The sequence below is a fragment of the Comamonas sp. B21-038 genome (assembly GCF_022387135.1).
GTDB lineage: Bacteria > Pseudomonadota > Gammaproteobacteria > Burkholderiales > Burkholderiaceae_C > Comamonas > Comamonas sediminis.
In genome coordinates, this window is the sequence record NZ_CP092462.1 from 2,531,137 (window position 1) to 2,545,188 (window position 14,052).

Annotated in this window: 13 protein-coding genes; 2 read left to right on the forward strand and 11 right to left on the reverse strand. The window is 64.6% G+C overall.

All coding sequences use genetic code 11. The features are described 5' to 3' along the window. Positions 1–50 precede the first annotated feature (50 nt). The 7 genes from MJ205_RS11505 to MJ205_RS11535 form a co-directional block, all read right to left on the reverse strand. Positions 51–1,034 (reverse strand): Bug family tripartite tricarboxylate transporter substrate binding protein, encoded by a 984-nt coding sequence (locus MJ205_RS11505; RefSeq protein WP_239812561.1) that lies wholly within the window; start codon positions 1,032–1,034, stop codon positions 51–53. A gap of 52 nt (positions 1,035–1,086) precedes the next feature. Next, complete coding sequence (locus MJ205_RS11510; protein WP_239812562.1) at positions 1,087–1,917, reverse strand: SDR family NAD(P)-dependent oxidoreductase; 831 nt, start codon at positions 1,915–1,917, stop codon at positions 1,087–1,089. Then, positions 1,917–3,140: an ABC transporter substrate-binding protein gene (locus tag MJ205_RS11515; RefSeq protein ID WP_239812563.1), complete on the reverse strand. Its 1,224-nt coding sequence runs from the start codon at positions 3,138–3,140 to the stop codon at positions 1,917–1,919. Before MJ205_RS11515 ends, MJ205_RS11510 begins: the two co-directional genes overlap by 1 nt. Positions 3,141–3,589: 449 nt before the next feature. Then, a complete protein-coding gene (locus tag MJ205_RS11520; protein WP_239812564.1) occupies positions 3,590–4,756 on the reverse strand; it encodes a mandelate racemase/muconate lactonizing enzyme family protein in 1,167 nt (388 codons plus the stop codon). A gap of 35 nt (positions 4,757–4,791) precedes the next feature. After that, positions 4,792–5,490, reverse strand: a complete 699-nt coding sequence (locus tag MJ205_RS11525) for an SDR family NAD(P)-dependent oxidoreductase (RefSeq protein WP_239812565.1) — start codon at positions 5,488–5,490, stop codon at positions 4,792–4,794. Further along, positions 5,480–6,454: a Bug family tripartite tricarboxylate transporter substrate binding protein gene (locus MJ205_RS11530; protein ID WP_239812566.1), complete on the reverse strand. Its 975-nt coding sequence runs from the start codon at positions 6,452–6,454 to the stop codon at positions 5,480–5,482. The genes MJ205_RS11525 and MJ205_RS11530 overlap by 11 nt, the downstream gene beginning before the upstream one ends. A 316-nt stretch (positions 6,455–6,770) precedes the next feature. After that, positions 6,771–7,709, reverse strand: a complete 939-nt coding sequence (locus tag MJ205_RS11535; RefSeq protein ID WP_239812567.1) for a dihydrodipicolinate synthase family protein — start codon at positions 7,707–7,709, stop codon at positions 6,771–6,773. Positions 7,710–7,832: 123 nt separating this feature from the next. Here MJ205_RS11535 and MJ205_RS11540 point away from each other — a divergent pair, with 123 nt between their 5' ends. Continuing rightward, positions 7,833–8,825, forward strand: coding sequence for a LysR family transcriptional regulator (locus tag MJ205_RS11540; RefSeq protein WP_239812568.1), 993 nt, complete (start codon positions 7,833–7,835; stop codon positions 8,823–8,825). A 92-nt stretch (positions 8,826–8,917) separates the two neighbouring features. Here MJ205_RS11540 and MJ205_RS11545 read toward each other — a convergent pair whose 3' ends face one another. Then, complete coding sequence (locus MJ205_RS11545; protein ID WP_239812569.1) at positions 8,918–9,454, reverse strand: hypothetical protein; 537 nt, start codon at positions 9,452–9,454, stop codon at positions 8,918–8,920. Positions 9,455–9,619: 165 nt separating this feature from the next. Between MJ205_RS11545 and MJ205_RS11550 the strand changes: the two genes are divergently transcribed. Further along, positions 9,620–10,183 carry a GNAT family N-acetyltransferase gene (locus tag MJ205_RS11550; RefSeq protein ID WP_239812570.1) on the forward strand — a complete coding sequence of 188 codons (564 nt, stop codon included), beginning with the start codon at positions 9,620–9,622 and terminating at the stop codon, positions 10,181–10,183. Between the two features lie 142 nt (positions 10,184–10,325). On the opposite strand, the gene MJ205_RS11555 is transcribed toward MJ205_RS11550, so the two are convergent. The 3 genes from MJ205_RS11555 to MJ205_RS11565 form a co-directional block, all read right to left on the reverse strand. Continuing rightward, positions 10,326–10,949 carry an ANTAR domain-containing response regulator gene (locus MJ205_RS11555; protein ID WP_239812571.1) on the reverse strand — a complete coding sequence of 208 codons (624 nt, stop codon included), beginning with the start codon at positions 10,947–10,949 and terminating at the stop codon, positions 10,326–10,328. A 2-nt stretch (positions 10,950–10,951) separates the two neighbouring features. After that, complete coding sequence (locus MJ205_RS11560; RefSeq protein WP_239812572.1) at positions 10,952–12,097, reverse strand: transporter substrate-binding domain-containing protein; 1,146 nt, start codon at positions 12,095–12,097, stop codon at positions 10,952–10,954. Positions 12,098–12,238: 141 nt separating this feature from the next. Continuing rightward, complete coding sequence (locus MJ205_RS11565; protein WP_239812573.1) at positions 12,239–14,041, reverse strand: nitric oxide reductase activation protein NorD; 1,803 nt, start codon at positions 14,039–14,041, stop codon at positions 12,239–12,241. Positions 14,042–14,052: the final 11 nt, after the last annotated feature.

Genomic DNA, 14,052 nt, shown 5'->3' on the forward strand with positions numbered 1-14,052 from the left:
AGGTCAAATCAAACGACAAGGGGTTGGCAGGGGCTGAGGGCCCCCTGCCCTCATTCCTGGGTAATGTGCTTTTCTCGGATCACGGCGGCCCAGCGCGGGCGCTGGGCATCCAGGTAGGCCGTGAAGTCTTCGGGGCCGAGCAGATGCAGCTCGCCACCGGGACGGGTCACGCCCTCTGCTACGGTTGGCACTTCCACCACGGCGCGCAGATCGCGGTAGATGCGCTGCTGCAGTGCGGCGGGCACCTTGGCCGGCATGAAAAAGCCAAAGAAGCTGCTGCAGCTGTAGCGCTTGAGCTCAGGCGCGGACGACTGGGAGAACGGGGTCAGCGGCAGCGCGCTGCGCACCGGTTTGTCACTGGCAACGCCCAGCACCTTCATGCGACCTGCCTGTACGTAGCTGACCGAGCTGGGCGCATCCAGCAACGCAGCCACCTCGCCAGCCATCAAGGCATTCAACGCCGGGGCATTGCCCCGGTACGGTGCGTGGATGATGTGCGCGCCCACGGCCGAGGCCAGCATCTCGGCACAGATATGCGGGCTGGATCCGACGCCCGACGAGGCGAAGGCTACCTTGCCATCGTTGGCGCGCATATAGCTGGCGAACTCGGCCAGGTTGCTGGCGGGCACCTGCTTGCCCACATAGAGCACGCTGGGTGATTCGGACACCATCATCAGCGGCTTGAGGTCCTGCGGGTCATAGGGCAGCCGGGCCATCATCAGCGGGTTGGTCAGGTAACCCAGGCTGCTCAGCAGCAGGGTATGGCCATCGGCCGGGGCCCGGGCGACCAGGGCCGTGCCAATCGTGGTGCCGCCGCCGGGGCGGTTGTCGATCACCACCGGCTTGCCCCATTTCTCGGCCAGCACCGGTGCCATGGCGCGGGCCACCTGGTCGGTAAAGCCGCCGGCCGCATAGGGCACGACGATGGTGACCTGCTTGTCAGGGAACTCCGCCGCCTGCACCACCGCCCCGGCCCAGGCACCGATGAGCACGCCCCAGCTGGCGGCCCGCTTGAATTTTTGAGAGATAGACACGGCAGGTCTCCATCACACAGTACGTTGTTGCTATGGGCTGGCCAACTGCGGCCTAGCCAGCGGCAGCGGCCTGGGGCACGCGGCGCTGCGCCGCCTGGTCCTGCCAGGCCTGTTGGGGCAGCGAGGCCATCATGGTGTGGGCCAGCCCGCCATCGACCACCAGCTCGGCGCCGTTGATGTAGGCAGCCGCATCGCTCAGCAAGAAGCTGACGGCGCCCGCTATATCACCCGGCCCGCCAATGCGGCGCAGCGGCACGCGCTGCTCGCGGTGGGCCTTGGCGGCCGGGTCGGCATAGGCCAGCGCAGTACCCGGCGTGGCAATCAAACCGGGCGACAGCGCATTGGTGCGTACACCCAGCGGCCCCCACTCGGTCGCCAGCTGGCGCACCAGCATCAGCGCGGCTGCCTTGCTGGCACTGTAGGCGCCCAGCGGCGGCGTGGCATGGCTGGCCGATACCGAGGTGATGACCACGATGCTGCCGCCACTGGCACGCAGCGGCGCCAGCGCCGCCTGGGCCAGCAGCAACGGCGCACGTGCATTGAGCGCGAAGGTCCGGTCCCAGTCGGCGACTGGGTAATCGCTCAGCGCACCGGGAAAGGCCGCGCCCGCATTGCTGACCAGCCCATCGAGCCCGCCCCAGTGCTGCACGGCAGCGGCCAGGGCCTGGGCGGCAAAGTCCAGCCCCGACAGATCACCCGCCAGCACCTGGACCTGGGCGCCCAGCGCTTGCAGCTCGGCGGCCAGCGCATCCAGCTCGGCGGCATGCTGGTCCAGCAGGGTCAGCTGCGCCCTACCGCCCTGGTCCTGGGCATCCTGGGCCAGGCGCAGCGCAATGGCGCGGCCAATGCCGCGTGCGGCACCGGTGACGAGGGTGCGGCCCATCACTGCCCCTTGAGCAGGTCGCAGACGCTTTCGGAGGCGGGGCGCCAGGCGTCTTCCGGCGCGATGGTGCCGATGATCTTGTAGTAGTCGAACTTGGCCTTGGACTCCGCCGGCGTCTTGACCTGCACCGCATAGAGCGGCCGCAGCACCTGGCCGTCGGCCCGCACCTTGACCTGCTTGGAGAAGAAGTCGTTGACCGGCAGCTCGCGGATCTTGGCCGCCACGGCCTTGCCCTCGTCGGTACCGGCAGCCTGCACCGCCTGCAGGTAGTGCGTGGTGGCGCTGTAGGCACCGGCCATCAGGTAGGTGGGTGCGCCATTGTTATAGCGCGCCATGAAGCGCTTGGACCAGGCCCGGGTCTCGTCGTTCTGGTCCCAGTAGAAGGGCAGCGCCAGCTGCAGGCCCTGGGCCACATCCAGGCCCATGGCGGTGACGCTGTTGATCGTCATGCCAAACACGGCGACCTTCTGTCCACCCCGCGCAATGCGGTATTCAGCCGCTTGCTTGAGTGCGTTGGACAGATCCAGCCCCGCGTTGATGATGACAATCGCCTCGGCACCGCTGGCCTGCGCCTGCAGCAGGTAGGACGAGAAATCGGCCGTGCCCAGCGGATGGCGCGTGACCCCGGCGACCTTGCCGCCGCCCTCTTTGATAAAGCGGGTGGCCTCGTCCAGGTAGGCCTGGCCAAAGGCGTAGTCGACCGCGATGAAGTAGAAGCTCTTGACGCCCTGCTTCAGCAGCGCCTTCACCCCTGCCTTGGGCATCGCGTAGGAGTCGGCGACAAAGTTGAAATTCATCGGCGAGCAGGCCTTGTTGGTCAGGTCGGCCGTCGTGGTGCCTGCGATCAGGTAGGGCTTGCTGCGCTCCTTCATCAGCTGGGCCACCGTCAGCGCGATCGACGAGGCGGAGTTGCCGACGATCGTGTCGAACTTCTCCACATCCAGCCAGCGGCGGGTGATGCTCAGGCCAATGTCGGGCTTGTTCTGGTCATCCGCTACCACCACCTCGATGGGCTTGCCCAGCACCTTGCCACCAAAGTCCTCGACCGCCATCTTGACGGCCAGCGCATGGCCGGGCCCGCCGTTGCCCGAATAAGGCCCCGTCTGGTCCCCCATCACACCAATGCGGACCACGTCATCACTGACCTGGGCCCAGGACGCGGACGGCGCGGCCATGGCCGCCGATAACGACAAAAGCAATGCATGCGGGCGTACAGATTTCACGTTGTCTCCTTGATCAGCTCTTTTTTTGCGATGAACCGTGTCTTTGGCCGGCCGTCCAGATCTTGGCGTTGGACTACATACCTGCCGACAGGTAAATAGTACAAACAAAAGCCTGAATGGCTTTCAGTGCTAACCCTTGGTCGCTCGGAGCTGTGTGTTTTTGCCGCTGCTGGATGGGGCTGGGGAGGCTGATGCACGGGTAGTGCTGGCGGGAACCAAAGGCCTGAGAAACTGCCGAAGGCGCCCTGCTCTGGGCGGCCGTTGCGCATGCCCCAGCAGGCAGGGGCCAACAAGAAAACCCCTCGGCTTTGGATAAGCAGAGGCGCGAAGGCGCATAGAAGGCGCCGCTGGGGGAGGCCGTAGCAAGCGTCGCCTGGCGCGAGCACTTGCCGATTCTCAAATTAATTGCCGCAAGCGCCCTGTTCCCAAGCGCTTGTGGCCGGACACGATCAAGACGCCAGGGCCCGCATCTCCGCGATCAGATCGGACTTGCCTTCAAAGCCAATGCCCGGCAGCGCTGGCAGGGTGACATAGCCGTTGTCCACCTTCACGCCATCGGGGAAGCCGCCATAGGGCTGGAACAGGTCCGGGTAGCTTTCGTTGCCACCCAGGCCCAGGCCTGCGGCGATGGCCAGCGACATCTGGTGGCCGCCGTGGGGAATGCAGCGGCTGGGCGACCAGCCGTATTCCTTGAGCATGTCCAAGGTGCGCAGGTACTCCACCAGGCCATAGCTCAGCGCGCAGTCAAACTGCAGCCAGTCGCGGTCCTTGTGCATGCCGCCGTGGCGGATCAGGTTGCGGGCATCCTGCATGGAGAACAGGTTCTCCCCGGTGGCCATGGGGCCCTTGTAGACCTCACCCAGTTTGGCCTGCAGTTCAAAATCCAGCGGGTCACCGGCCTCTTCGTACCAGAACAGCGGGTACTGCGACAGCGCCTTGCCATAGTCGATAGCAGTATGCAGGTCAAAGCGGCCATTGGCATCCACCGCCAGCTGCTGGCCAGGGCCCAGGATCTTCAGCACCGATTCAATGCGCTCGCAGTCCTCGGCCAGGGTGGCGCCGCCGATCTTCATCTTGACCACCGAGTAGCCGCGCGCCAGGTAGCTTTCCATTTCCTTCTTCAACCCATCCAGGCCCTTGCCGGGGTAGTAGTAGCCGCCAGCTGCATAGACAAACACGCGCGGGTTGGGCGTGCCATTGCCATAGCGTTCGGCCAGCAGCTGGAACAAGGGCTTGCCGGCGATCTTGGCGGTGGCATCCCAGACAGCCATGTCGATGGTGCCGACAGCCACCGAGCGTTCACCATGGCCGCCGGGCTTTTCATTGATCATCATGCGCGCCCAGACCTTGTGCGGGTACAGGTTCTCGCCGGTCTCGTCCAGCAGGCTGCCAGGCTCGGCCTCCAGAACGCGGGGGATAAAGCGGTCGCGCATCAGCGCGCCCTGCCCGTAGCGGCCGTTGGAGTTGAAGCCATAGCCAATGACGGGCTTGCCATCGCGGATCACATCGGTGACCACGGCGACCAGGCTCAAGGTCATCTTGGAGAAGTCGATGTAGGCGTTGCGGATGTCCGACTTGATGGGACGGGTGGATTCGAGGATGTTGACGATCTTCATGGTGGTCATCGGTTGTGAAAATAGTGGATGAAATATCAGCGGGCCAGGGACGAGCCACCGCAGATGGCAATGTCCTGCCCGGTAATGGCTGCCGCCGCCGGAGACAGAAGAAAGCCCACCAGGGCGGCGATCTCGGCCGGCTCGATCAAGCGGCCAATGGGTGGCAGGCGCGGCGCACTGCCGGCGCGGGCCGGGTCGTTCAACATGCCCGTTGCCGTGGCTGCGGGCGAGACCACATTTACTGTCACGCCCTGCGCAGCCACCTCGGCCGCCCAGCTGCGCGCCAGCGCGATTAAGGCCGCCTTGGTGGCCGCATACTGGCCGCGCCCTGCCATGCCCTGCGCCACCCGGCTGCCAATAAACACCACCCGGCCCTGGCCGCGCTGCGCCATGCCAGGCACGATGGCATCGGCCAGGCGCGTGGCGGCATCCACATGCAGGCGCCACATCAGCGTGCCGCCATCATGGTCAAGCTGGCCCAGCGCACCCACGCGCAGCACGCCGGCAGCATGCACTAGCGCATCCACGGCGGGCAGGTCGGCAGCGGTACGTGCGATGGCAGCGCCGTCCGTCAGATCGACCGCCACATGCGCATAGCTGCCATGCACGATGGCGGCCGGCGCCAGGTCCAGCCCCGTGACGCGCCAGCCCGCCGCCAGCAGCGCCTGGGCAATGGCCCGGCCAATGCCACTGCTGGCACCGGTCACGACGGCATGGCGGGCGTCATTCGGCACGGATGTTCCCTTCGCTCACGATCTTTTGCGCGCGCTCGATCTCGCTGCGCTGGAATTGGGCAAAGTCCTCCACGCTGCCCGGGGTGGACAGCAGGCCCTGCTCCTTGAGCTTGGGGCCCATCTCGGCCAGGGCCTTGTTGACCTCGGCGTTCAGCCGCTGCACCAGTGCGGGCGGGGTCTTGGCCGGTGCCCAGAGGCCATACCAGCTGTAGAACTCATAGCCTGGAATGGTCTCTGCTACCGTGGGTACATCTGGCAAGTTGGGTACGCGCTGGGCCGAGGTAACGGCCACCACGCGCAGCATGCCGCCCTTGTGGTACTGGAGCGAGCCAAGGATGGGGTCGATAAAACCGTCGATCTGCCCGCCGATCAAATCCTGGAACGCGGGCGCCGTGCCCTTGTAGGGAACGATCAGGTAATCCAGCCCGCCCGCGCGCTTGAGCAGCTCGGTCGACAAATGCCCGGCCGAGCCTAGCGAACCCACGGCAAAGGTCATCTTGCCGGGGTTGGCCTTGCCATAGGCGATGAGCGACTTGATATCGGTCACCGGCAAGTTCTTGTTGATGGCCACCGACAGCGGGGCCTTGGCCACCAGCGCAAGCGGCGCAAAATCCTGCGTCACGTTGTAGGGCACGGACTTGAGGGTGAGTGGCGCTGTCACATGCGTAGAAGCACTGAACAGCAGGGTGTAGCCATCGGCCGGCGCGCGGGCCACCGTCTCGCCGCCGATCACGCCGCTGGCGCCGGGCTTGTTCTCGATAACAAAGGGCTGGCCCAGTTGGTCGGCCAGCTTTTGCCCCAGCATGCGGCCCACCGCATCGAGGGTGCCGCCTGGTGGAAAGGGGATCACTACACGGATCGCCTTGTTCGGGTAGGTCTGCGCAAAGCCGCTGGCGGCCATGGCCAAGGCGGCAGCGCCAATGGCGGTACGTAGCGCGGTGCGGATGAATTGTTGGCGTTGCATGGTGTCTTGTCTCCTGTCGATTTTTTTCTAGAACGTGTTGACGATCTCTACGCAGCCGCGTTGGCGTGCAATCGGGATGAGTTCGAAGCGGTGGTTCGCAGCTTGCACCGAGGTGCAAGCAAGAGCCAACGCGAAGAAATCGCCCGATTTCACGTCAACCCGTAGGGACAGTGACTTTGCGGACACCCCGTCTTGAGGTGCACGCATCACTTCATTCCGCAAGGGCACTGTCGAGGCGCGAGGAAATCGTCAACACGTTCTTCGGGACCCCAGGAGCAGAGGACTCATAATCCCCTGCCCCGCTTCAACAGCAGGCTTAGCGCTTGAGCAGCCCGGCTTGCTTGACGGCGGCGCGCAGTGCCTCCACTTCCTTGGCATTGGGCGCTTCGGTCGGTGGGCGCACGGTGGCGTCGTCGATCACGCCGGCCAGGTACATGCCGCCCTTCATGCGGGCATGGGCCTCGCCGGTGGGCTCGCCCCCGCCGTACACGGCATCCTTGAGCGGGGTGATGATGGCCTGCACGTCCATCGCCTTCTTCAGGTCGCCTGCCTTCACCGCGTTCCACAGGTCGATGATCAGCTGCGGAATAAACGTCGCAAAGCCCACCAGCGCGCCGTCCACGCCCTGCACCATCGAGGCGAGCAGGTACTCGTCATGGCAGGTCAGGATGGCCTTGGAGGCATCGGCCTCGCGGATCGCCTGGATGTCTCGGGCGTACTTGTTCATGTCGCGCTGGCCCACCTTGAAGGCCTGCAGGTATGGCAGCTTGGCCAGGTCGGCCAGCAGTTGCGACGAGTAGGAAGCACGCGTCCACGCCGGGTAGACATGGCAGACCAGGTCGGCATTGGGGGCGGCTTTGTGGATGGCTTCGAAATACTGCAGCGCATGGCCGGAGGTGAAGCCAAAGCGCAGCCAGTGGTGCGGGGGCATCACATCCAGCGCCACGGCACCGGCTTCCACCGCAGCGCGGGCATGTTCGGCCGCATCGGCCAGGCCTTCGCAAACGATGGACGAGATCACCGGCATGCGGCCCTTGAGCTCGTCGGCCACAATGCGTGTCACCTCAGCGCGCTCGGCCGGAGTCAGCGAGAACACCTCGCCGGTATGGCCGTTGGTCATGATCGCCACCACGCCATCGTGGCCGGCTAGCCAGGATGCGAGCTTGCGCAGTGCGGGTTCGTCAATGCGGTGGTCCGGGGTGAAAGGGCAAGAGATGGCAGGAATAATTCCACGATAATTCGCGATGGCAGGCATGTTTTTGTCTCCGTGAGGGGTGCTGGTGGTCAACGGTGTTCATCATTTCGCACGCTGCCCCTGCTGTCCAATACCCGAAACGCATACATGTATCTATGAGCCAGGAAGGCTCCAAGGAAACCCATGGGACCCGGCAACCGCCCGCTCGATCTGGAGTGGCTCGAAGACTTCATGGCACTGGCCGACACCGGCAACTTCTCGCGCGCAGCCGAGGCCCGCGCCATTGCACAGCCGGCCTTCAGCCGCCATATCCGATCGCTGGAAGACTGGGTCGGCGTGGAGCTGTTTGACCGCAGCGCCCACCCTGCGGCGCTCACCCCTGCCGGCCAGCGCTTTCTGCCGCTGCTGCAGAACGTGCTGGCCAACCTGGAGGCCGCCCGCATCAAGGCCCGCGCCGCGCATGATGCGGCGGCCGCCAGCCTGCGCTTTGCTGCCACCCATGTGCTGTCGCTCACTTTCTTTCCGCGCTGGCTGGTGGGCATGGAAGCGCAGCTGCGCATGGGCCCGATCCAGACGATGAGCGACAGCTCCCTCGCCTGTGAAGACCTGATGCTGCAGCGGCGCGTGCAGTTTGTGCTGTGCCACGGCCATGCCGCCGTGCCCGGCCGCCTGGACGAAGGCCAGTACCCCATGCTCCGCCTGTCCGATGATTTGCTGTGCCCCGTCAGCGCCGCCGCACCCGATGCCCCCGGCCAGCCGCTGCACCGCATCGGCCAGCACAGCGCCGTCCCGGTCCTCGCCTACAGCGAAGCCTCGGGCCTGGGCCGCATCATGCGATCGCGCATGCGCGGCATGTTTGCCGACGGCGCCGACGCCGTGCACGCCGCCCAGCCCGGCATCGAGCATGGCGTCGCCGTCGTGTTCACCGCCCACCACGCTGCCTTACTCAAAACCATGGCGCTGGAAGGCCGAGGCATCGCCTGGCTGCCCCACAGCCTCATCGCCGAAGAACTGCGCAGCGGCAGCTTGGTGCCCGCTGGCGACGACCGCTGGAACGTACCGGTGGAGATCCGCCTGTACCGCCAACGGTCGGAGATGGCGCCGGCGGCGGAGGCTTTGTGGGCGCTGGTGCAGGGGCAGCAGGCTGAGAGTACGGATAAGAAGCAAGCCGGCTGATGAGCCATAGAGCTGCAGTCAAGCAGCGAATATCGCGCTGGATGACCTGTTCATGTGGAGCGGCGCTCCACCCAGTGCGTTCTACCAAGCACTCAAACGGCGCTTTGGCCAAAGCGCCGAAGCCAGCTATTCAGGGACGCGGGCAACACACTCTGGTTCGCATCTACGATTGTGCATTTATCAACCTTCCTCAGCTTGACGCCATTGGCGGTGGCGCCTGTGATTTTCTCCAGCTGCGCCTCTAGCTTGTAGCTGACGCAATAGTCGCCAGGCAATGCTCTTTCGCCTGCGGCTAGTTGGCCCACCATGGCTTCAATGAGCCGATTCATCGCCAGCTCCGCGATTTTCATGGCAGCGGCTTGCGATTCCGGAGGCAGCTCGGCCAGCGCGGCAAAGGGCTCGCTGTTTACTTTTCCAAATTTCTCGCGGTAATCCTCGTCCTCGACCAGCGCAGCCAGCGTGGAGAGAATGTCGTTGCGCGATTGGAATAGCGCACAGCCAAAAATATCGCCCTGGTTTTGGAGCCGATTTTCTGCATCGGCCACCAGTTGATCGCCCGAGACTGGATAGCTGGGGATTCGACCCATGCGAAAAGGCTTTATCGTGCGATTTGGAAAGCTTTGGTCCATGTGGGTATTCCAATTTTTCTAACGGGTGTGCGCCATCAAAACGGCGTTTAAGTGCCGGACGCCTGGATACTACATGCTCCGCTGAATAAACCCATTCGATCATTTTGTGGGCGTCGTACACTGCCAGCCTCTGCCTTTTAACAAGCCTTGTGCAAGCCAATGACAATGCCCGTGTTCCCTGACAGTGTCGACACCCCCATTCCAACACCCCGCCTGAGCTTGCGCCTAGCCGGCCCCGGCGATGGCCAAGCCGTTTACGCTGCCGTCGTAGAAAGCCTGGACAGCCTGCGCGCCTGGCCCACCTCGCTGCCCTGGGCACTGTATGAGCCATCGGCATCCGCCTCCGAAGACTTCTGCCTGGCGAGCATGCGTGACCGCGAAAACGGCACGGGCCTGGCATTTCTGGTGTGGGACCACCAGCAGCGATTGGTCGGCAGCGTGGGCCTGCACACGATCCGCTGGGACATTCCCAGCATGGAGATGGGTTTTTGGATGCGCACTGGCATGCACCGAAACGGATTTGCGAAAGAAGCGGTCACCGCAGTGCTGCACTTGGCGTTCACGCAATTGAAGGCGCGGCGGGTGTTTGCGCGCACCGATGAAGACAACGCGGGCAGCCGCGCGACCTGCGCCAGCGCGGGGATGCTGCTGGAGGGCGTGATGAAAAATGAGCGCATCACCCCGTCGGGGCAGTTGAAGAACGGCTGCGTCTATGCCTCTACACGGTAGCCGGCGAGTGCCGTAATGGGACGGCGGCGGGCTGGGCAGATGGGCTGCTGTGGGCTGTCAGCCTCGCCTCGGTGCCATGCGCCCATGGCCATCTCTGCAGCAGACCGAGGGTCTTCCACGCCTCCCCACAACCCGGCTGCAATTACTCGGGCTTGCCTTTCATCCCCAACAATTCGCTCGCGCCGATGATGGCCTGGGCGATCTCTTCGACGGATACGCGCTTTTTCATGGCCTGCTCGCGCAGCATTTCGTAGGCGCGGTCTTCACTGACCTGGTGGGTGGCGATGAGGATGGCTTTGGCGTCGGTCACACGGCGTTGGCCCAGCAGCTTGTTTTGCAGTTTGTGCACGTGCTGCTGCATCTGCCGGTGCTCCTTGTGGATCTGCCGCGCAACGACCAGGGTGGAGAGCAGGCCAAAGGAGCGTATCGGCGAAGGCAGGACGGCCTGGGCCTTGAGCTCCAGCACGGCAGACACGATGGTGGGGTTTTCATAGTTCACCACCGCGACCAGGGCGGGCGCCTGCTCGCCGCTCGCCCACGGCATGAGCAGGTGTAAAAAATCAGGGCGTACCGCCAACAGCACGATATCCGGGTCGCCCGGCAACTGCTGCACCGGTGGCCAGACGCTGCGCACCTGGCAGCCGATACGCTGGAGCTGCTGGGCCAGCAGCAAGCCATCGGCATCATCGGGGTGCATCAGGATGATGTTGAGTTGCCGCAGCTCTTTGAGGTGCTGCGAGGTGGCGCGGGGCTGCTGCTGGTTCACGCTCAGACCTCGATCTTCGCCGTCCAGTCGCCCAGGGAATGGGTGACCAGATAAGGGTCAGGCGATACGGCGCGTTTGGCCTCGCGCAGAATGCTGAACGCTCCTTGCGCATTGGCCCGGCCAATACGGGGGTAGACCCAGGTGTGGTGGTTGCCGGGATCGATGCGCACACGCCCCTGCGGGGCATCAAACTCGCTGCCCAGCAGATGAGGCAGCAACTCGCTGATGGTGTCGCTGCCCGAGCGGCGAAAGGCGTTGGCAAACATATGCATCTGGAAATAGGACGCTTCCCAGCACAGATTGGGGCGGCAGTCATCGCCGAACAGCCGTTTGAGGTGGGCCAGGCAGCGCTGGTTGGCAGCAGACTGGATCGACTGGAAATAAGGCGCCGAGGTGATGTGGCCGGCTGCGATGTCAAAACCCATTTGTCCGATCTCGGCCTCCGACGTCGTGAGGCTGCAAATGGGCATTTCCTTGGTGTCGAACCCGGCATCGGCATAGGCGCGGTACAGCCGGGCGGTGGAGTCGCCGACCACCGTGGAAAAGATGAAGTCAGGGCGCTTCTGGCGTACATCCTCCATGACGATTTGGTAGTCCTGCTCGGTGGCCGCCAGCGGCAGGTAGCGCTCGCCGAGGATTTCTCCCTCGGGGTGCTGCAGAACCAATTCGCGCAGTATGCGGTTGGATTCGTACGGGTAGATGTAGTCCGAGCCGATGAGGTACACACGCGCACCAAAGCTGCTGGTCATGAAATCGGCCAACTGCACGCTGTTCTGGTTGGGGGCGGCGCCGGTGTAGATGATGTTCGCCGAGAACTCGAAGCCTTCGTAGAGCGTGGGGTAGAACAAGAGCTTGTTCCATTTCTCGACCACGGGCAGCACGGCCTTGCGGCTGCTGGACATATAGCAGCCAAAGATGGTGTTGACGCGGTCGTGCATGATCAACTGCTCGGCCAGGCGCGCGTACTCGGCAGGGTTGGAAGCCGGGTCGTAGCGCACGGCCACCAGCTCCCGCCCAAGCACGCCGCCGGCGTTGTTGATTTCGTCGATGGCCAGCAGGCTGCCCTGCAGCTGCGATTGACCGATGGTGGACGTGGTGCCAGTTTCCGAAAAAAGAATGCCGACGCGCAAGGGATCGTTGTTTGCCAAAACCTGTCTCCTGGTCTGTCCCGCACCCCTGCGCTGTGCAGTGGAGCGGGCACGGTGAAATGGCTGCAAGCCAGCCAGCTTAGCGCAACTGCGGGCGCTGGCTTGCCTGTTCTGTGCCAGGCTGGACAGCGCCCTGCGCATCTAGCTCCCAGCCGCCAGGCGCGCGCTCATCCTGGTCAGGCGCGGCACCAGTTGCGCGGCGTCGTCCGCGATGTCGTAACCCCGCCAGCCGAAGATGTGGCGCACATAGGCATCGGCCTGGGCATCGACGGCCAGACAGCAAACGCGCACACCGGCACGCTTGGCCTCTTGAACAGCATGCCGTGCGTCTTCGATCAGGTAGCGCTTGTCGTGTACATCGATATCGTGGGGCGCGCCATCGGTGACCACCAACAGGCTGCGCTGCCCTTCGGGTTCATGGCGCAGCAAGCTGCTGGCGTGGCGCAGCGCCGCGCCCATGCGGGTGGAAAAGCGCCCGCGCACCGCCTGGATCATCGCGGCCGTGGCGCGGCTGTGCCCTTGGCCAAAATCCAGCAGGCGGTAGTAGTTGACTTCGGCACGGGTGTTGGACGAGAACGCATGGATGGCCAGGCGCTCAGCGCTGCGCGAGCTGGCCTGCGCCAGCAACAATGCGGCCTGCTTTTCCAAAGCCAGCAGGCTCTGGCCCTGTGGCCCTAGGTCGTTGACCGATTCGGAAATGTCCAGCAGCACCAACATGCTGCCAGGGCGTGGGCCCTTGCCGGCGCGCATGAAAAGGCGCGGGTCGGGGCGCAGCTGCATACGCATGTCCACCTGCACCTCGATGGCTGCATTGAGGTCCAGCGCATCGCCCTCCCACTGGCGGCGGAGCCGGTGGTGCCGGTCGAGGATGTGGGGATGGCGCAGCGCCAGACGGTCGACACGGGTGGTACTGGAGGGGCGCGGGCCGCCGATCTCGCTCAGCCCCTGCCACGCAGGGAGCTTTTCGATCACCTGGCACCAGTCGTGCTTCATCTGCTCGCGCTGGCAGTCCCATTCCGGGTAGTGAAAGCGGGCGATCTCGAACTCTTCAGCCGCCTGGGGCGTTTGCGACGGCTCGGGTGGCTGTTGCGCGTCTCTAGGGCGCGCCGCCTGCGGTTGCGCGGCGGCCTGGGGCAGATGCAAGGCCTCGTCCTGGTTGTCTTCGGATTCGGGATGTGCCCAGAGGTAGCTGTTGTCATCCCGGTAGAGCGTGGGCCCGGCGTAGTGCTGTGGATCCATCCGCACGCGCATCTGGCCAAGGTCATTGGCGAGGATGGAGGAAATGGCACGGAATGCCGCATAGTCTTCCAGTCCATGCCGGTGCACCGTGTCTTCAAAAAGCTGCTGCGCCTTGTGCACCCAGTGGTTGGCGCTGTCGCTGTCCACCTGCAACAAGATCCGGTCCAGCCGCGCGATGAAAGCGGTGAAACCCAGGTCTTCCGCTTCGGGCTCGGGCGCGATCTGCGCCTGGAACCAGGGGCGTGCGCCGGGGTAGTCGCGCAGCAACAGGCGCTCGGCGCGGGCGTCTTCTATCGCCGAGACGACCGCCTGGCCCATGGGCTTCAAGGCCTGGCTCGGTTGGCGCGCGGGTGAATGCAGCAGATGCGCCGCAGCATGCGCCACCATCGCGGTGTGCCGGTGGATACGTTCAGCGTCGGGCACACCGTGCAGCGGTGGCAGCACCAAGCGCACTGCGCTTGAAGACGCCCCCTCGTCTGCAGCCAGCACAATGGCGCGCTGCGCAGAGGCAGGTGGGGCCGCTGCGCCACCCAGCAGTCCGCCCGCCTGCTGACGCGGGCTGGCAGCCTGCAACGGATGGACTTGCACCTGCATCAACGCCAGACCGGATGCCAGCCTGGCCAGGCGCTCGAAAGCGGGTGTGCCGTCGTCGATCCAGCGTGTCGCTGAGCGCTCGCTGTACAGAGGCGCGGATGGTGGGGCCATGGCGGTGTGCT